15 protein-coding genes and 1 tRNA gene are annotated in these 18136 nt (G+C 53.4%); 9 read left to right on the forward strand and 7 right to left on the reverse strand.

Annotation, left to right across the window (positions count from 1 at the left end; translation table 11 throughout):
• The first annotated feature begins 41 nt into the window (after positions 1 to 41).
• A complete protein-coding gene (locus PD282_RS02525) occupies positions 42 to 965 on the forward strand; it encodes an ArsR/SmtB family transcription factor (protein WP_274648822.1) in 924 nt (307 codons plus the stop codon).
• Positions 962 to 1885 (forward strand): TRM11 family SAM-dependent methyltransferase, encoded by a 924-nt coding sequence (locus PD282_RS02530; protein WP_274648823.1) that lies wholly within the window; start codon positions 962 to 964, stop codon positions 1883 to 1885. The genes PD282_RS02525 and PD282_RS02530 overlap by 4 nt, the downstream gene beginning before the upstream one ends.
• Positions 1886 to 2091: 206 nt before the next feature.
• Here PD282_RS02530 and PD282_RS02535 read toward each other — a convergent pair whose 3' ends face one another.
• Positions 2092 to 2967 (reverse strand): aldose epimerase family protein, encoded by an 876-nt coding sequence (locus PD282_RS02535; protein ID WP_274648824.1) that lies wholly within the window; start codon positions 2965 to 2967, stop codon positions 2092 to 2094.
• Positions 2968 to 3098: 131 nt separating this feature from the next.
• Here PD282_RS02535 and PD282_RS02540 point away from each other — a divergent pair, with 131 nt between their 5' ends.
• From PD282_RS02540 to PD282_RS02550, 3 genes are all read left to right on the forward strand, one after another.
• Positions 3099 to 3275, forward strand: a complete 177-nt coding sequence (locus PD282_RS02540; RefSeq protein ID WP_274648825.1) for a YjfB family protein — start codon at positions 3099 to 3101, stop codon at positions 3273 to 3275.
• Between the two features lie 425 nt (positions 3276 to 3700).
• Positions 3701 to 7558, forward strand: a complete 3858-nt coding sequence (locus PD282_RS02545) for a response regulator (RefSeq protein WP_274648826.1) — start codon at positions 3701 to 3703, stop codon at positions 7556 to 7558.
• Positions 7559 to 7664: 106 nt separating this feature from the next.
• On the forward strand, positions 7665 to 8372 hold the full coding sequence (locus tag PD282_RS02550) for a response regulator transcription factor (RefSeq protein ID WP_274648827.1): 708 nt from the start codon (positions 7665 to 7667) through the stop codon (positions 8370 to 8372).
• 126 nt (positions 8373 to 8498) lie between these two features.
• On the opposite strand, the gene PD282_RS02555 is transcribed toward PD282_RS02550, so the two are convergent.
• Positions 8499 to 8717 (reverse strand): hypothetical protein, encoded by a 219-nt coding sequence (locus PD282_RS02555; protein ID WP_274648828.1) that lies wholly within the window; start codon positions 8715 to 8717, stop codon positions 8499 to 8501.
• A 275-nt stretch (positions 8718 to 8992) separates the two neighbouring features.
• Here PD282_RS02555 and PD282_RS02560 point away from each other — a divergent pair, with 275 nt between their 5' ends.
• Entirely contained in the window at positions 8993 to 10501 is a 1509-nt protein-coding gene (locus tag PD282_RS02560) for an ATP-binding protein (protein ID WP_274648829.1), read from the forward strand.
• Between the two features lie 88 nt (positions 10502 to 10589).
• A tRNA-Thr gene (locus PD282_RS02565) sits at positions 10590 to 10664 on the forward strand.
• Positions 10665 to 10871: 207 nt separating this feature from the next.
• Here the strand turns inward: PD282_RS02565 and PD282_RS02570 are convergent.
• Positions 10872 to 11396: a YfiT family bacillithiol transferase gene (locus PD282_RS02570; protein WP_274654981.1), complete on the reverse strand. Its 525-nt coding sequence runs from the start codon at positions 11394 to 11396 to the stop codon at positions 10872 to 10874.
• A 262-nt stretch (positions 11397 to 11658) separates the two neighbouring features.
• Positions 11659 to 12558 carry a hypothetical protein gene (locus PD282_RS02575; RefSeq protein ID WP_274648830.1) on the reverse strand — a complete coding sequence of 300 codons (900 nt, stop codon included), beginning with the start codon at positions 12556 to 12558 and terminating at the stop codon, positions 11659 to 11661.
• 412 nt (positions 12559 to 12970) lie between these two features.
• On the opposite strand from PD282_RS02575, the gene PD282_RS02580 reads away from it, so the two are divergent.
• Complete coding sequence (locus PD282_RS02580) at positions 12971 to 14173, forward strand: IS110 family RNA-guided transposase (protein ID WP_274648831.1); 1203 nt, start codon at positions 12971 to 12973, stop codon at positions 14171 to 14173.
• A 218-nt stretch (positions 14174 to 14391) separates the two neighbouring features.
• Here PD282_RS02580 and PD282_RS02585 read toward each other — a convergent pair whose 3' ends face one another.
• Together PD282_RS02585 and PD282_RS02590 are read right to left on the reverse strand one after the other, a co-directional pair.
• A complete protein-coding gene (locus PD282_RS02585) occupies positions 14392 to 14988 on the reverse strand; it encodes a chloramphenicol phosphotransferase CPT family protein (protein ID WP_274648832.1) in 597 nt (198 codons plus the stop codon).
• Between the two features lie 166 nt (positions 14989 to 15154).
• Positions 15155 to 15760: a DUF6199 family natural product biosynthesis protein gene (locus PD282_RS02590; RefSeq protein WP_274648833.1), complete on the reverse strand. Its 606-nt coding sequence runs from the start codon at positions 15758 to 15760 to the stop codon at positions 15155 to 15157.
• A gap of 353 nt (positions 15761 to 16113) precedes the next feature.
• On the opposite strand from PD282_RS02590, the gene PD282_RS02595 reads away from it, so the two are divergent.
• On the forward strand, positions 16114 to 17316 hold the full coding sequence (locus PD282_RS02595; RefSeq protein ID WP_274648831.1) for an IS110 family RNA-guided transposase: 1203 nt from the start codon (positions 16114 to 16116) through the stop codon (positions 17314 to 17316).
• A gap of 157 nt (positions 17317 to 17473) precedes the next feature.
• Here PD282_RS02595 and PD282_RS02600 read toward each other — a convergent pair whose 3' ends face one another.
• Complete coding sequence (locus tag PD282_RS02600; protein ID WP_274648834.1) at positions 17474 to 17950, reverse strand: GNAT family N-acetyltransferase; 477 nt, start codon at positions 17948 to 17950, stop codon at positions 17474 to 17476.
• Between the last annotated feature and the right edge of the window lie 186 nt (positions 17951 to 18136).

Genomic DNA, 18136 nt, shown 5'->3' on the forward strand with positions numbered 1-18136 from the left:
ATTAATCGTGAAGCAAGTAAAACGGAGGTACTGCAAATCAGATGATACGAGCGACAACGGATCGAAAATGGCTCCCGCTTTATGAGGCGCTCGCGAGCGAGGTCCGGCTGCGGATGCTGGAGCTGCTCGCGGAGCGCGCCATGAACGTGAAGGAGCTGGCAGCGGCAACCGGCCTCAGCAGCGCCATCGTGACGATGCATACGAAGAAGCTGGAGCGGGGCGGGCTGATTCGCACCGAACTGGTCCGCAAGGGCGGCGGCACGCACAAGATGTGCCGGGTCGCCGTCGCGAAGGTCGAGCTGTCCATTCCCCAGGAAACGGCGGCGCAGCGCGCTTTTCGGGAAGTCTCGATCCCCGTCGGACATTACACCCGTTTCGAGGTGCACCCGACCTGCGGACTGGCGACGGCGGAGAAAATTATCGGGCAATTCGACGATCCCCGTTATTTTCTGGAGCCCGAACGGATGCATGCGAAAATTTTATGGTTCGGGCACGGTTTCGTGGAGTACCGGATCCCGAATTATGTGCTGCAGGGCGAGAAGCTAGCGGAAATCGAGATCACATGCGAGATCGGCTCCGAGGCGCCCGGCATCCGGGCCGACTGGCCGTCGGATATCCATTTCTATTTGAACGACACGCTGCTCGGCGTCTGGACAAGCCCCGGCGATTCGGGCGAAGGGCAGGGGGCGCTTACGCCTTCCTGGTGGAACGAGGGCACGAACCAATACGGCTGGCTGAAAATGATCCGCGTCACGCCCCAGGGAACGTTCATCGACGGCCAGCGGCTGTCGGACGTGAAGCTCGGGGACATCGTCATGATGCGCAACGATTGGCTGCTGCGCTTTGCCGTTCCGGAGGATGCGGCGCATGTCGGCGGCGTGACCCTTTATGGCGAAGACTTCGGGAATTACAATCAGGATATCGTATTCCGCACGTACGTAAGCCCGGGGACGGCCGGCGAATGACGGAATGCGTCTATGCGGTCGCCTGCCATGAGGACGAGGCGGAGCTTTGCCGTCTGGAAATGCGGGCGCTGTTCGGCAGCGAACCGCGCGGCGGATATGTGGAGGGCGCCCGGGACATCGACCCGGGCCGCAGTCCGTTCATTCGCGGAAAGCTGACCGTGTTCGCGGAAGCGGCCGACCTGGAACGTCTGACGGAGCGGGCGGCGGCGATCGATACCGGAGGGCGTACGTTCAAGGTCGTCTTTATGGAAACGGACGACCGTTTCCCGTATGAGCGGCGGCGTGAAATCGAGCGGCTCGTCGGCTGGCGCGTGCACGGTAAAGCGGAGATGCGCCGTCCGGAGCGGCAGTACGGCGGCGTCTGCGCGGGAGGCCGGTGGATGCTCGGCGCTTACGCGCGCGGCGAAGCGGAGTGGCTGAAGCACAACGCCAAGCCGCAGCCGTATTCGACCGCGCTCGGCACGCGAACGGCCCGCGCGCTCGTCAACATTGCGGCGCCGCATATCGGGGGCGTCCGCCTCGTCGACCCGTGCTGCGGCATCGGCACGGTCGTCATCGAAGCGCTGTCGATGGGCATCGATTGCGCGGGCTTCGACATCAACCCGCTCGCGGTCAGGGGCGCGCGGGCCAATTTGGCGCATTTCGGCATGCCGGACGTCGTGCGGCTGGCCGATATGCGCGAGCTTGAAGGTGAATACGACGCGGCGGTCGTCGATTTGCCCTATAATTTGTGCTCGGTGCTGCCCGCCGGCGAGCGCCTTGCGATGCTGCGAAGCGCCCGCCGGCTGGCGAGGCGGCGCGCCGTAATCGTGGCGGCAGAGCCAAGCCTGAGCGAGCTGGAGCAGGCGGGCTTCACGGTTATCGACCGCGCCGTCGCGCGCAAGGGCCGGTTTGAGCGGCACGTGATCGTTTGCCGCTAGGCAAGCCGAACAGGACAAAGCAAGGGACCGGGAAACGCCTGCCGCAGGCGTCGTATTCCCGGTCCCTTCTTCATGCCGCCCGCAGCGGGCGGCGCGTTTAGTTTCGTCCCCAGCGGGCTGCCGCGTCAATTCCTCCCGCAGCGATGCCGTGTTGAGTCCCGCCGGCAGCGATGCCGTGGCAATCCCGCCCTCCGCGTGATTCCATGTCAGTCCCGCCGGCAGCCGATGGTCAGCTCCAGCTCGGCGGATGGCCCCGCTTCCAGCATCGGCAGCTCGTCGTTGCGGTTCAGCTCGCCGGTCAGCGCCATCCACGGCTCGACGCAGACGAACGGCTTGCCGTTCACCTGCCACAGCACGACGTATTTGAAGGCGTCGCTGTAGCTCATCTCAATGGTGATTCCGTCCGGTCCGGGAAAAGCGATCCGGCGTTCACGGGCGTCCAGCAGCGCGACCGATTCCTTCAGGCCGTTCAAATCAATGGAGCCGTCCGCCGGGACGGGCTTGACGACGTGGTCGTTATAGTCCAGATACCGTGTTGCGTCAGTACGAAACGGGATTCGCTTCGAGTCGGATTTGAAGTAGGGGTGGAAACCGGCGTAATAAGGCATGGGGCGCTCCGACAGATTTTTGTAGGTTTGGCGGATATGCAGCCTGCCGTCCTTCAGCGCGAACGTGAACAGCAGCTCGAAATCGAACGGGTACTCCGCCCGTGTCCCTTCGTCGCTCCGCAGTCTGACCGTGACGGAAGCTTCTCCGTCGGCCGACGTCGAGACGGTTTCCCAAGGGCGGTTGCGCGCCACCCCGTGGTTGCGCATCGAATAGGCCGCGCCTTCCCACTCATACCGCCCGTCCTCCAGCTGCCCGCAAATCGGGAACAGCACCGGGTTGCCTCCGCGGACGTTGGCCTCGGGATCCAGAAAGGTTTCGCGGTCGAGATAAAAAAGCTCTGTGCCAAACAGGCGGCAGCCGGTCGCTATCGCTCCCCGCTCCGGGCAAACCGTAACGGACGAATCGGTTTCGGCGTCGGTCAGCGTGTACAGCGTATATGTATCTTCGTGTTTCAGTACTTCATAGCGGCTCATGCCATTGTCCTCCTTAGGCCGGTAACGGAACGTTTTAGGACAAGCATATCACATGCGGCCCCGGCGCTAAAGCGCTGACGGAAAACTGCCGATAGCGTAAAAGAAAGCGGGGAGGTGGAAATGTGGACGTCATGAGCTTGAGCGCAGTGTCGACCGGAATGGCGATGGCCGGTGTACAGCAGCAGGCCGGCATCGCCCTGCTGGCGAAGGGGCTGGGCGGCATGAAGCAGCAGGGCGCGGCGATGGTTCAGATGCTGGAGCGCAGCGCGCAGCCGCATCTGGGCGGTCGTATCGACATTCGCGTATAAGGCCGGGTACCGCGTTAAGCGAGCGATTTTTGTTGGGGCTGCAAGGTTTAAACTCGTCCCCGGGAAAGTTATGCAAATTTCGATTCGGCATGCGTCGACGCCCGGGAGCGGATCGCCCTGCGGGATCCGGCGATTTTTCGCGAGTTCGCGGAGAGCGGGCAGACGCTGAGGCCGGCCAAAAACGCGAATCGAAGGCGAACGGCCATATGACAACTGGCATGCCGGACGTCCGGCCGCCGGTTCCGCCCCCGGCAGCAGAAAAGCTGTTCCCAAGTCATCGCGACGGCTTGCGGGAACGGCTTTTTTGCGTGTTTTTTATGTCGTCAACCATTTTCATGATAAACGGAATGCGCCGCCGGTCATCTATGAAGCGTTTTCCCGGAAAGGTATAATAGATTTACCATAAGCGGTTTTGGAGGAATCGGATGAGCACCCTATCGCTTCGTACGAAGGCGCTTGCACTCGTCGCCTTGATTACGGTTGCCGCGCTGTCGCTGGTCGGCTACGGCAATTACGACGCGGCCAAGCGGACCATCATGGACGCGTTGAAGGACAAGGCGTATACGAAGGTTCAGAACAGCGCCGCCAGCTTGTCGTCGTGGATCGGCACGATCCGCGCCGAAATCGAGGTCATGAGCCGGACCGACGTCGTGCGGAAAGGCACGGAGCGGGAGCGGCTGGATTATTTCAAAATGGAAACCTTTTCGCCGGACTCGCCCTTCAAAACGATCGGGTTCGCGGATCCGGACGGCGAGGTCAAGCTGAGCAACGGCAGCGTGGTCAATCTTGCAGGCGATCCGACCTTCCGCGAGGCGCTCGAAGGCCATACGATCGTCACCGACCCGATCGTGAATCCGGAGACGAACGAAAGCGTCATTGCGATACGGGTGCCGGTTTACGGCTCGGACGACGATGTGATCGGCTTGGTCGATGCGGCCGTGCCGACGGAGAGGCTGAGCCGCGGCTATTTGAATTTCCATGTCAGCGGCGACGATACGGTCTATTTATATGCGCAGGAAGGCCGCATCATCGGAGGTTCGAGCGGCAATCCGGCGATCGGAAAGACGCTTGCGGACGCCGGATCGCCGCTGCGCGGTGTAGCCGCTCGCATGACGGCCGAGGAAGAGGGCTACAGCGAGTTGACCGGCGACGGCGGCTCCGTCGTCTATTACGACGCGGTCCGGGGCACGCCCTGGCATATTGCGCTGCATATTCCGCTCCGGTCGATCGAAGAGCCGCTTGTCGCCCTCAAGTGGAGGACCGTCGCGACGATCGCGCTGGCCGAGGTGCTGATGTTCGCGCTGTTCTACGTGCTGACGGGGCGGGCGACCGCCAGAATCAAGCGGGTGCTGAGTGCGACGGAGGAAGCGGCCGCCGGCCGTTTCGACAACGGCGTACTGCCCGAGGAAGGCGGGGACGAGCTTGCCCAGCTGTCGCATTCGGTCAACGTCATGCGCCAGCAGCTGAAGGCCATGTTCGGCCGAATGGAAGCGATTATCAATCAAAATATGTTTTCGTTCATCGTATATGACGAGAATTACCGGGTCGTCTACTTCAGCCGGACGGCCGAGAAGCTGCTCGGCTATTCGCAGGAGGAAGTGGTCGGCAAGGCCGACGCGCTCCTCTTCATCGCCCCCGAGGAGCTGGAGGCGGAGGCCAGGCGTCAGAGCATACGGGCGCGGCGTCAAATAAAACCCGATCTGTCGGTGTTTCGCGAGCTGCGCCGGGAGCAGTTCTCCTACGAGCGGGAATGGACGTACGTGCGCAAGGATGGGAGCCGGGTGCAGGTATCGCACAGCTCCAACGGCATTCGCGATGCCGGCGGCAAATTTTCCGGAGCGACGGCGATCGTTCGGGACATTACAAAGCAGAAGCAGGTCGAGAAGCTGCGCAACCAGCAGCTTGAGGTAATGGAAGCGGCCAAGGATTTGATCGCTTCGTTCGACGAGCAGGGGCGGCTGCTTTATTTGAATCCCGCGGGGCGGGCGATGCTCGGCATCGCAGAGGGCTCCGGAGGGCCGCTGCCGGAGCTGGTTCCGGGAGGGCTATCCGCGCAGCTGCTGCGGGGTGTCGCGGACGACAGCGAACGCGGCTACTGGGAACGTGAGGAGCGGCTGACGACCATGGACGGAGATGTCATCCATGTGTCCAAAATCGTCGTCGTGCATCGCCACGGCCATTCCGGCGAAACGTTCTATTCCTGCATCGCCCGCGACATTACGGAGCAGAAAAGGGTGCTGGCGGAGCTCGAGCAGGCGAAGCGGGAAGCCGAGGACGCGAACACGGCGAAGAGCCACTTTCTGGCGAGGATGAGCCACGAAATCCGCACGCCGCTCGCCGGCATCATCGGTTTGACGGGTCTTCTGCAGAAGACGGAGCTGAACGTCCTCCAGCAGGACTATTTGAATAAAGCCCGGGCATCCTCCGAAGCGCTGCTCGGCATCATTAACGACATTCTCGATTTCGCCAAGGTCGAAGCCGGCAAAATCGAGCTGAGCGAGGCGCCGTTCGACCTCGAGCTGCTGCTTCATAAAATCGCCGACCTGCTCGGCGTGTTCGTCGGCGGCAAGGAGCGGTTCGAATTTATGATCGAGACGCCCCCGTCCCTGCCTGCGCTGCTTGTCGGCGATCCGCTGCGGCTCGAGCAGGTGCTGCTTAATTTGTGCATTAACGCCGTTAAATTTACCGAGCACGGCCACGTCAGGCTGAAGGTGGAGCTCGGCGGCGAAGCCGGGCAGGACGGCTGTGAGGTATCGTTTATCGTGGAGGATACGGGAATCGGCATGACCGCGGAGCAGCTCGGCAGGCTGTTCAAGCCGTTCGTGCAGGCGGACGGCGAAACGAGCCGCAAATACGGGGGAACCGGACTCGGTCTTGTCATCGTGAAGAGCCTCGTTGAAATGATGGGCGGTACCGTCGTGGTGGAGAGCCGGCCGAAGGAAGGCAGCGTCTTCCGCTTTACGATCCCGTTCGCGATCGCAGCGCCTGCGCCTGAGGGACGCCGGCGAATCGGCGCCGAGGGGACGGTATGGATTGTCGAGGATTACCCGCTTATGAGCTCCCTGCTGTGCGCCGAGCTGGAGCGAATGGGCTTCTCGCCGATTCCGCTGCCGTCTTGGAAGATGGCGCTCGAGCGGCTTGGCCGGGTCGGCGTCGGCGCGCGGCCCGATGCGGTGCTGCTTGATTTCGAAATGCCGGACATGTACGGCGAGGAAACGTGGCGCGAGATGCATGAGACAGCGCTTCGCGCAGGCGTCCACACGATCGCGCTGACGACGGCTTACGGCCGGGAGGAGCTGCTGAAGCTGCCCGAGGCGGACCGGCCGGATGCGATCGTCGTCAAGCCTGCCGACCGCATGTCGCTTTATCAGGCGATGGAAGCCGTGCTTGGGGCTCCCGCCGAAGTTTTCGGGGCCGCGACGGAGGTATCGGCCACGGCGGAGGAGCCGGCCGCGGTCAAAGGCGCCGTCTTATTGGCGGAGGACAACAAAATCAACCAGCTGGTGGCGGTCGAGCTGCTGCGTGAATGGGGGTATTCCGTCGAGGTGGCCGAGACGGGAACCCAGGTGCTGGAGAAGCTGCGGGAGCAGGCGTGGGATCTCGTTTTGATGGACATTCATATGCCGGAAATGGACGGGGACGAGGCGGTCCGAGTGATCCGGCAGGAGGCGGAATTCGACAAGCTGCCGATTATTGCGCTGACGGCTAATGTGATCCGCACGGACCACGACCGTTACAGACTGCTCGGAATGAACGACGTGCTGACCAAACCGATCCAGCCCGAGCAGCTGCGCGGCATGATCGCCAAATGGATTCATTCCGGGGCGGACCGCCGCGCGGTGACGGAGATGGAGGCCGCCGCCCGGGCCGCTTACGACCCGATTATGGCGCACGAGGAACGGTATGCGCTCACGGTGCCGGGAATCAACGAATCGGCGGCGCTGGAGAGGGTGAACGGGAAGCGGGACATTTTGAATCACATGCTAAAGCTGTTCGTCCGCGATTACGCCGATTTCAGCGATCGGCTGCAGGAGGCGCTGGAGGACGGCGATTTTGCCCTGGCGCGCCGCATGGCGCATACGCTGAAGGGCGCGGCGGGCAACTTGTCGGCCGGGGAGCTGGCGGCTATGGCCGATCAGCTCGAATCGCTGCTGAAGGCTCAGGACTCCGGATTTCAGCTGGCTGCCGTGCAAACGGCGGCGGCCTGTGTCCGCATTGTCATGGACCCGATGCTCGCCGCGTTAACGGAACAAATGGAGGGAAATTTCGACAGCATCCCCTAACATTTTTCTAACAATCTATTGTTGCCTTCTTCTGCCTGTTGTATATTGGAAGTAGACGCTATTTCGAGACAAATCTTCAATCCCTTTCAATTTGAGGTGAATTACCGTGTACAAGGTACTTGTCATTGAAGATGATGTCATGATGAGCGACATGCTGTCCATGTATTTGACGGGGGAAGGCTATGGCATCAGGCAGGCGGTTGACGGGGCGAGCGGACTGATGCTGGTGGATACGTTCGATCCCGATGTGGTGCTTCTCGACCTGATGCTGCCGGATTGCGACGGCACGGAGCTGTGCCAGACGATTCGCCGGCACTCTTCGGTGCCGATCATGATCGTTTCGATGAAATCCGAGGTATCCGAACGCGTCGGCGCACTGCGGGCCGGAGCGGACGATTATTTGTGCAAGCCGTTCAGCATGCATGAATTGAGCGCGCGCGTGGAAGCGCTGATCCGCCGTTCGAAGCAGATGCAGCGAAAGGCTTGGGAAGCGGCCGCGCCGGCGAGCGAGCACGGTTCGGAGGAGCCGATCCGTCTCGATACGGAGCGGAGGCTGCTGCTGGTACGGGGGACGCTGGTGGAAACGACCTTTTCCGAATTTGAGCTGATGAAGCTTTTTTTATCGAATCCGGGCAAAGTGTTCAGCCGCGAGGATCTCATCAATGCCATCCGCGGCTACGACTCGTTCGTGACGGACCGCGCCATCGACGTGCATATCGTCAATCTCCGGCGCAAGGTCGAGGTCAACCCGAAGGAACCTAAATACATACGAACCGTATGGGGTGTCGGCTATAAATATGTGAACGTATCCTGACGGCTGCCCGCAATCTGCAGCGTGCGACTCACCGGCGGGAGCGGCGGTTTCCCCCAAAAAAAAAGGCGGCCCGCATCGCCCGGCTTCCGTTTATGCGGAAGGGAGCGAAGCAGGCCGCGCGTCTCTTCAGGATACTTCCATATACAGCTTCGAGCCGTCGTTATATTGCAATATAGCCACGTCGCGCATGAGCTCGACGGACGATATTCGTTTCCATTTTTTGCGGAAATCAAAGTTGAGCTCCATCTCCAACAGCTTGTCTTGCAGCAGATCCAGGCAGGAAGCATGTCCGGCGGGATAGTGCACGGGAACGGTCCGGTCCTTGAACGTAATGGCTTTGATCATCGCATTTACACCTCCGAATCTAACTGTTACTTATTGTAACGCGAACCCTTTAGTCCCTTATAAAAGTGCCGTAAGCCCCATATTTGTTTTGCTAACGTTTCGCTAACAAATGAATCCTTCCGGAAAGCTGTGTCAATACTCGAACAAGCGGGTAATAACCCTATGGCCGTCCGGACACTTTTAACAACACACAACCTGACAAGAAAAAAAATGCGGACAGCCGCCGCAAGAAGCGAGCGCGAAGGTTGCTTTTTTCGGGGGGGAGGCAGCGCGAATTGTCGTTTACAAAAGGTTTTTTTGCCAATATCAGCGTGTTGATCGCGCTAGCTTACTTGTTCAATGTCGGGTATAAATATATTTTTCAGCATGCGTCCGTGCAGTTCAAAAATCGGATTGCCGTCGCGATTTTCATCATCGGCGGGTGGCTGTCGATGCTGTTCGGCCTGCGCGTGCAGGCTGATACGCTCGTCGACATGCGCATGGTGCCCGTCATCGTGGCCGCGCTCGTGTTCCCGAATCCCCGGACGGTGCTGTTGATCGGCGCCGGCATCGGGATTGGCCGGCTATTTTTCAACTACGATATAAACGGATGGCTGGCGTTCGCTAGCATGATTGTGCTGGGACTGGCCGGCATGGGCCTCAGCATATGGCTGCGCAAGCTGAATTGGCGGTTTGTGTGGAAATGCACCGCGGCAGTGCTCGTTTTGAATCTCGTCTACACCTTGAACGCCATGCTGGCCCATCTGCTCGTTCCGCCTTCCCCTTATGAATATTGGGTGTCCATCGGCTACGTCGCGTTTCCGCTGCGCGTGCTGCTGAGCGCGGTGTTTATCGCGATGGTTCGCGATTTTCAGAAGGAGCAGATGCGCGTAGAAGAGCTGCGGGCGATGAACATGCTGCTGCGGCGCCAGACGCGGGAGCTGCGAGAGGCGAAACGGGAAGTGGAGGAGAAGGCGGGCGAGCTGCTGCTCGCCTCCAGGTATAAGTCGGAATTTCTGGCCAATATGTCGCATGAGCTGAAGACGCCGCTGAACAGCATTATTTTGCTGTCCCAGCTCATCCGCGACAACGACGAAGGGCGCTACGAGCATGACGAAGTCAGCTATGCCGGACTGATTCAGACGGCGGGCAACGAGCTGCTGCAGCTGATCAACGACATTTTGGACTTGTCCAAGGTGGAAGCGGGCAAAATCGACGTCGTTTTCGAGCCCGTGCTGCTGCGCGATTTCGTGCAGGCGCTGCAGCAGCAGTTCCAGCCGTTGGCCGACCAGAAGGGGCTTCAGTTCGAAATCGAAACAGAGCTTGAAGCGCCGGATTCGCTCGTGACCGATGAGCTGCGCCTCAATCAGATTTTGCGCAATTTGCTCGTCAATGCCATTAAATTTACCGAGCAGGGATCCGTCAAGCTGACGATTCGCCTCGAGACCTCACCGGGCTTAACAGAGCTGCGGGGCACCGGCCGCAGGCGCAACTGGAATTTCGCCTCCTGGGGACGGCCGGTCAAACGGCCGGTCGGCGTGCAGCGCATATCGTTCACCGTCTCCGATACGGGCATCGGCATCGATCCGGAGAAACAGAAGCTGATCTTCGAAGCGTTCCAGCAGGGGGACGGGGCGATCAACCGCAAATACGGCGGCACCGGGCTCGGCCTTTCTATCAGCCTGCAGCTTGCGCGCCTGCTGGGCGGCGGCCTTACGCTCCAGAGCGAGAAAGGAACAGGCAGCTCCTTCACGCTCAGCATGCCGACCCGGCCGCTCTCGCTCGTCAGCAAAACAAACGACTGATGTTTACCAAAAAAGTTGTCCAAAAGGCTTGACTAACAGGGAGGGTATAAGATATATTATAAAAGTCGCGTACAAAGACGCCTTCTTCGCTGGTGTAGCTCAGGGGTAGAGCAACGCACTCGTAATGCGTAGGCCGGGGGTTCAATTCCCTTCACCAGCACCATACTTATCCAATCAGGGCGCGGGTTGCCGAGTTTTCGGCCCCGCGTCATTTTGATTTCTTCTAACGATTTTCTAACCTTTAGTGTGATGAAGCGAATTTTCGTGCTTATTAGGGGAACCGACGATTGAGTCGCCTAGACCGCGTAGAACCGCTTCCTGCAGGTTCGGAAGGACATGTGAATAGGTACGTCCGCCCATCAGACCCAGCTTACCAGCCCATTCTTGTTCTCAGATTCGAGATGTGGGCTGTATGATGACGCCCGTGCCAGGCATAGAACCCAAGGTTTACATCTAATCGGACGACGCCAGAGTCAGGATGGGTAAAGGTAAGCCCCCACTGTGTGTCCTGCAATGACAACAGTAATAATCCCCAGCGCGCATGGAGCTGATCCAGCAGCCCTAAAGATAAAGAAATATCCGCTAGGCGGCTATCGTCAAGCTCTGCCCAACGCGCTTCATCATAAGGCTTAATCGTTGGCTCAACCTCGGTCAACGCAAGCTTGAAACGAATCAGACTATTCAAATGGCTGTCAGCCAAATGATGCACGACCTGCCGAACGGTCCAGCCCTGCGGCCGATAGGGTGTATCCAATTGCTTCTCATCCAGCCCCTCGATGGCTTTTCGGATCTGTAAGGGCAGCGCTTTGATTTCTTCGATCCAGCGAAGACGCTGCTCATTGGAAACCGCACCGCTCCATTCAAATTTGCCAATCGGAAATTTTAAGGCTTCCATTTTCAGTTTTGTCAATTCTAATCTCCCCTTATTATGAATACGAGTATTAATTTACAAACCACTCTACGGTTCATTTAGATGTAGACAAAAAAGGCATGCCTACGCCAATCACGCTACATCTGTACGATTTGTTAGAATGCGCGGCTGCTGGAAACTGAGTATTGGTTTTTTATTATGCTATCGTCTTCGTTAGCGCAACAACTTTCTGCATTGATTTCTTTAGAACAAAAAAGGGACAGGCCGTATTTTAGTAGGATTCAATTCATTTTAGAGGGATATCCACTGTCCAAGGACCCTTAATGATTTCTGTACTTACTCCCTTATGAATTACAGACCAGTCAGTAATCACAATTTGAAGCTGCGTTATGTCGGTAGTTGTCGGGTTGAATTTTGCTAAACCATGAATAACGCCGTTTTTTTGCTCGCTTTGTTCACCGCCGTGATCAGGCTCCGGCTTCAGATGAGCTTCCCCATTTGATCTGACTAAAGCCATCTGAAACCCCATAGGCGCTTCTTGTTCGGTATTGAAGTCAAAAAAAACTACTGTTTCATGTTCATTCATTTCAATTCGTTTAACAACAAACGATAGATCGCCATCTTCTTCAGGTAGTTTGATTATGGCTCCGGGCTCAATTGTTTTAGTTAGAATTTTTTCAGAAGAATATTTAACAAAGAACCGGCTACCGCCGCCGCTCAGTCTTGTGTGACCCAGATCAATATCACCGAACTCTACTTGATACAAACCAGGTTCCCCATTTTGATGCCAAACTGCTGATGCAGTAATTGATTCCTGAGGTTTTAATGTTTTCTTTCCTATTGAGGTGATGGAAACACGTTCATATTTATCAGTAGGAATCGCGAAGGGACCAATCAAGATACTTGGAATATTAGCAATATCAAGTGAATCGTCCCATACATTTTTGATTGAAATCGAAAAATGCACCGAATCCCCCTGATCGTAATCCTGATGTTCCGGAACAACGGAAAACTCTAAATATACAGGTGCTGGTCCACGACCCTCACGAATTGATGTCTGTTTTTCTGATTGCAAACCTTCACCGCTATTCAGCTTCGACGGGCTATTTGCCAACTTTTGACCACACCCAATGAGTATGAGGAAAACCAGAAACATCAACGCCACTACTACTAAAGCATTTCTCATTTGGGACTCTCCCCGTTTAGATTATAACCAAATAGACGCTATGATTTTTTAAATGTTGCACGATGGTTTTATATTGAACTTTACTGCCCGTTTGTTGAGCGAAGTGCAAATAAACTAAAACAAGCGATGGATCGGTTCCATCGCCGCGCTATCGTCTCCGTCGTATTATGAGGTCAGCCAGTATTTGCTGGTTGACCTCTTTTCTTTTTAAGTGGTGTATTAACCGGTAGCCGGGGCAGAACGATCGTATCCGTGGGAGGCATTGATCCCGTCGCTAAAACTGTTCGCCCCCTACTTGTGGAAACCATGTTTAAGCTGGTTGGGACGAAAGATCCCGCATTACAAGCGATGCTGTGGAACTGCAAGCAGCGTAGGGATACCGGCAATCTTTAACTTCCAAAAGGAGAATATCATGGATCCTGTAATCGGCCTGGATATTTCAAAGGGGCAAAGTGAAGGACAAGCATTTTTAAGGAAAGGACAACCCTATGGCAGAAGCTTTCGTTTTCTCCATACGCTTGAAGGGTTTAAGGATTTGCTCAGCGCTATCCAAGATGTCCGTAATAAGACTGGCTCTTCCCCTGTTATCATTTTGGAATCAACGGGGCATTATCATCAAGCTGTCGTACAGTTTCTCGAGTCGCACGAGTTCTTGTACCTTGTAATCAATCCGCTTATTTCTCATCAAGCGAAGAAATCCAGTCTTCGCAAGGTGAAAACAGATGCTGTGGATGCCTACCAGCTGTGCGAGCTTTATTACAAAGAGGAGTTTGAAACCCATAAAAAAAGAGGTATTGGGCTGCTCAACCTTCGTCACTTGACACGACAGCACAATTCTATTACTCATATGTATGTTCAGGCCAAGCTTCATTTCCAAGCTGTATTAGACCAAGTCTTCCCCGATTATAGAGGGATTTTTGGGGACTTGTACTCTACGGTTTCCTTATCTATCCTAAGGGAGTTTCCAACGTCCAAAACGATTCTTCAAGCCGGATTGACGAAACTTACGGACAAAATTGCGTACCTCTGTCCTAGACGCTCCGAGAACTGGGCTAGCGAAAAGGCCAAGACCATTCTAAGTGCTGCGGTGAATAACCCTTTCCAGGAAACAGCCTACAGCAGCCATCTCGTTAGCATGGGGCTATACATCAACCTCCTCCTCCAATACCAAGAGCACCTATCCCACCTGGAAGATAAGATCGATGCTCTTGCTAAAGAAGTTGAGGAATTCAGGATTATCCAGTCCATTCCCGGGATCGGCGGCAAAATCGCTGCAACGGTTTTGTCCGAAATCGGAGAGATCAACCGGTTTAATCACGCCAAGAAAGTAGTTGCCTTCGCAGGTGTAGACCCTAGTGTCTTTGCGTCAGGGAAGTTTACCGCGACCACCAATCGAATCACGAAACGTGGCTCCAAGCAGCTGAGGCATAGCCTGTATCTTGCGGTCATATGTGGGTTAAAGAATTCCCGGAATAAAAAGCTTCGTGAATACTACGATAAGAAGCGTGAAGAAGGAAAACCATACCGAGTCGCCGTTGTTGCCTGTATAAACAAGCTCCTTCACTGGATCTACGCCATTTTAACCAAGAAAGAGCTCTTCCTTGATTTAGCTTAAGAACCACACTTCTCATACAGACGAAAAACCTTCCAACGCTCCTTAGGAGGGTTCTTAACCATGCCCATTTTTCAGTATAGTGCTTTCTCTTCTAAAACTTAAGAGAAAAATCTTGACAAGCTATTAGCTGGTTTTAGCTTAATTCCGAAATCCCTCGGGCAGACCGAGGGGCGATAGCCCCGATGCGTGACTATGGTGTTATCTGGTGGATACGCCTTCTATGAAACACTAACATTTCTTTTACTTAATTTCTTAAATACCGAGTAATCCTCATTGGACTTAATAAAACTTAATATCTTTTCGGCACATTCTATTGGATTCAACTCTTCAGTATCTACTTCAAGGTCATATTCATTAAAGCAATATACTTTGTCGAACTGGGAACTTGCAAGTCCAATCTGTCGATCACCTCTGATTTTCTCTCTTCTTATGAGTTCTTCTTTTGAGCATATTACACCTATAAACAATGTAGGCTGATCAAAAAATACATCAAGACACTCATTAAACCTCTTGTCATTGTCGATTACCGTATCTGCGATTACATTCAAACCCATTTCTGAAAACAATTTAATTGTCGAATAGTAATATGACATTATGGGATCAAAAATGATTTGTGCAATAACTTGATCATCTACTTCTCTTTTAGGTTTAAAATCCGGAAATTTTTTATCAATAAATTCATTGAAATTTTTAAAAAAATCATCTATTGATAAATGATGAAAAAGAATCTCTTTCTGATTTACTAGTTCAATAGAAATACTGGTCTTTCCTGAACTTGAAGTTCCGTTCAACAACACAATAATTCCTTGCTTCAAACGAATCCCCCTCACATATAAAATTTTCGTATCCATCAGATAACGTTATATTCACAAAGTTTATAAAATTATCCAACTCAGAAATATTCGAGAAACGATTAAACTATCCTGCCCAATAGCACAACAAAGGCCGCCGATTCATTGTTTTGTCGGCAGCCTTTTCGGCCTATAGGTTACGGTGGTTATGTAAAAACCAATTTTTCAAATCTTCGCTCATGATCATATATTTTTCCTGTGTGGTATCTGGATGCAATTCGATACCGCCAGTTGGTCCGAAAATGACCAATTCTACGCTAGTCTTATCCTTAAATACAATGCTACCTGTGTCGTTCGCGCCATAAGAATCGCCTGGATCGAATGGTCTAAGTTCCGCCTCTTGGATCATCTTAATCACGGCAGTTGTTTCTTCAAGGGTCAAGGTTACGGGGGTAATCATGCCGATGGTGATTTCTTGCACCTCCCCGGCGGCAAGTTTTTCTTTAAACTGCTCTGGCCACTTGCTATCCGCGCTTCCCCCAATAGAACAGCTCGAAATCATCAAAATTAAACCGATGATAGCAAAGATTACGCCCATTACACGTTGCATACTTAACGCTAAATCACTCGGTTGAGCATCTTTGAATTGCCATCCAAGTTGTACATACCATGCCGCGTATGGCCCTATTGCCGCAATCAGTCCTAGTATAAAAAACAAGAACCCGAAAAATCCTGTCAAAAAAACACGCCCTAACATCATTAAAATCGGTCGAAGAGAGGCCTTCACTATATACATACGGGTATCCACCGAAGACGTTACCATGTATTCTGCCCCGTTACTTCAATGACCAGGAGCAGGTCGCCACGGCGCCTGCTCCAATTTCACTATCGTCTCCGTCGTATTATGAGGTCAGCCAGTATTTGCTGGTTGACCTCTTTTCTTTTTAAGTGGTGTATTAACCGGTAGCCGGGGCAGAACGATCGTATCCGTGGGAGGCATTGATCCCGTCGCTAAAACTGTTCGCCCCCTACTTGTGGAAACCATGTTTAAGCTGGTTGGGACGAAAGATCCCGCATTACAAGCGATGCTGTGGAACTGCAAGCAGCGTAGGGATACCGGCAATCTTTAACTTCCAAAAGGAGAATATCATGGATCCTGTAATCGGCCTGGATATTTCAAAGGGGCAAAGTGAAGGACAAGCATTTTTAAGGAAAGGACAACCCTATGGCAGAAGCTTTCGTTTTCTCCATACGCTTGAAGGGTTTAAGGATTTGCTCAGCGCTATCCAAGATGTCCGTAATAAGACTGGCTCTTCCCCTGTTATCATTTTGGAATCAACGGGGCATTATCATCAAGCTGTCGTACAGTTTCTCGAGTCGCACGAGTTCTTGTACCTTGTAATCAATCCGCTTATTTCTCATCAAGCGAAGAAATCCAGTCTTCGCAAGGTGAAAACAGATGCTGTGGATGCCTACCAGCTGTGCGAGCTTTATTACAAAGAGGAGTTTGAAACCCATAAAAAAAGAGGTATTGGGCTGCTCAACCTTCGTCACTTGACACGACAGCACAATTCTATTACTCATATGTATGTTCAGGCCAAGCTTCATTTCCAAGCTGTATTAGACCAAGTCTTCCCCGATTATAGAGGGATTTTTGGGGACTTGTACTCTACGGTTTCCTTATCTATCCTAAGGGAGTTTCCAACGTCCAAAACGATTCTTCAAGCCGGATTGACGAAACTTACGGACAAAATTGCGTACCTCTGTCCTAGACGCTCCGAGAACTGGGCTAGCGAAAAGGCCAAGACCATTCTAAGTGCTGCGGTGAATAACCCTTTCCAGGAAACAGCCTACAGCAGCCATCTCGTTAGCATGGGGCTATACATCAACCTCCTCCTCCAATACCAAGAGCACCTATCCCACCTGGAAGATAAGATCGATGCTCTTGCTAAAGAAGTTGAGGAATTCAGGATTATCCAGTCCATTCCCGGGATCGGCGGCAAAATCGCTGCAACGGTTTTGTCCGAAATCGGAGAGATCAACCGGTTTAATCACGCCAAGAAAGTAGTTGCCTTCGCAGGTGTAGACCCTAGTGTCTTTGCGTCAGGGAAGTTTACCGCGACCACCAATCGAATCACGAAACGTGGCTCCAAGCAGCTGAGGCATAGCCTGTATCTTGCGGTCATATGTGGGTTAAAGAATTCCCGGAATAAAAAGCTTCGTGAATACTACGATAAGAAGCGTGAAGAAGGAAAACCATACCGAGTCGCCGTTGTTGCCTGTATAAACAAGCTCCTTCACTGGATCTACGCCATTTTAACCAAGAAAGAGCTCTTCCTTGATTTAGCTTAAGAACCACACTTCTCATACAGACGAAAAACCTTCCAACGCTCCTTAGGAGGGTTCTTAACCATGCCCATTTTTCAGTATAGTGCTTTCTCTTCTAAAACTTAAGAGAAAAATCTTGACAAGCTATTAGCTGGTTTTAGCTGAATCCGTTAACGATTGTCTATCTTTTTAGCACCTTCTTCAAAACAACCCTGTTTCCACCACGACCATCATAATTTAAACATACAGGAACACCTTCAAACTCTTGTTCCTGAGGTTCGATGATAAATCCCATATGCGTATGAAATGCTATAGAATCCTTCTTTTTTGGAGATGTTACACATCGAATTACACTTCTTCCTAGCATTCCGACACATTTGGAAAATTCCTCATAAAGTGCTCGTCCAACACCTTTCCCACGTGATGCTGGGTCAACCATTACGATTCGAATATAGGATGCATCTGGTTCAGATTGCGATAAGAATCCCATCACAAATCCTATCATCTTCCCGTTTTCTTCTGCTAAAAGGCAAGTATCCCGAAAGTGATGAATATACCACTTTGAGAACATATCACTTGAATAACTGCTGCCCCACCAATCTGAGGCTACCTCTAAAATTGCTCTACAGTCCTCTGGTTCAATATGTCTTATATTCAAAAAATCGCTCCTCAATCCTGCTTGCTAATATAAACAAATTCTATCCATTTGCTCCAATATCCTGCCCGTTAGCTCAATCCTTCGTTTCACATTTGTCTAAGTGGAACGATCTGCAGCACCTGTCCTAAACCGCTTTGGAAATCTAATAAATCTTCTATTATTCTAACATTTCTTCTAACCGCGTAC

The sequence above is a fragment of the Paenibacillus humicola genome, assembly GCF_028826105.1.
Classification (GTDB): Bacteria; Bacillota; Bacilli; order Paenibacillales; family Paenibacillaceae; genus Paenibacillus_Z; species Paenibacillus_Z humicola.

Coding starts and splice junctions, on each gene's coding strand:
- PD282_RS02570 (WP_274654981.1), bottom strand. CDS start 11,396: ATGGAAGCCTTAAAATTTCCGATTGGCAAATTTGAATGGAGCGGTGCG.
- PD282_RS02525 (WP_274648822.1), top strand. CDS start 42: ATGATACGAGCGACAACGGATCGAAAATGGCTCCCGCTTTATGAGGCG.
- PD282_RS02545 (WP_274648826.1), top strand. CDS start 3,701: ATGAGCACCCTATCGCTTCGTACGAAGGCGCTTGCACTCGTCGCCTTG.
- PD282_RS02540 (WP_274648825.1), top strand. CDS start 3,099: ATGAGCTTGAGCGCAGTGTCGACCGGAATGGCGATGGCCGGTGTACAG.
- PD282_RS02530 (WP_274648823.1), top strand. CDS start 962: ATGACGGAATGCGTCTATGCGGTCGCCTGCCATGAGGACGAGGCGGAG.
- PD282_RS02580 (WP_274648831.1), top strand. CDS start 12,971: ATGGATCCTGTAATCGGCCTGGATATTTCAAAGGGGCAAAGTGAAGGA.
- PD282_RS02595 (WP_274648831.1), top strand. CDS start 16,114: ATGGATCCTGTAATCGGCCTGGATATTTCAAAGGGGCAAAGTGAAGGA.
- PD282_RS02535 (WP_274648824.1), bottom strand. CDS start 2,967: ATGAGCCGCTATGAAGTACTGAAACACGAAGATACATATACGCTGTAC.
- PD282_RS02555 (WP_274648828.1), bottom strand. CDS start 8,717: ATGATCAAAGCCATTACGTTCAAGGACCGGACCGTTCCCGTGCACTAT.
- PD282_RS02590 (WP_274648833.1), bottom strand. CDS start 15,760: ATGTATATAGTGAAGGCCTCTCTTCGACCGATTTTAATGATGTTAGGG.
- PD282_RS02575 (WP_274648830.1), bottom strand. CDS start 12,558: ATGAGAAATGCTTTAGTAGTAGTGGCGTTGATGTTTCTGGTTTTCCTC.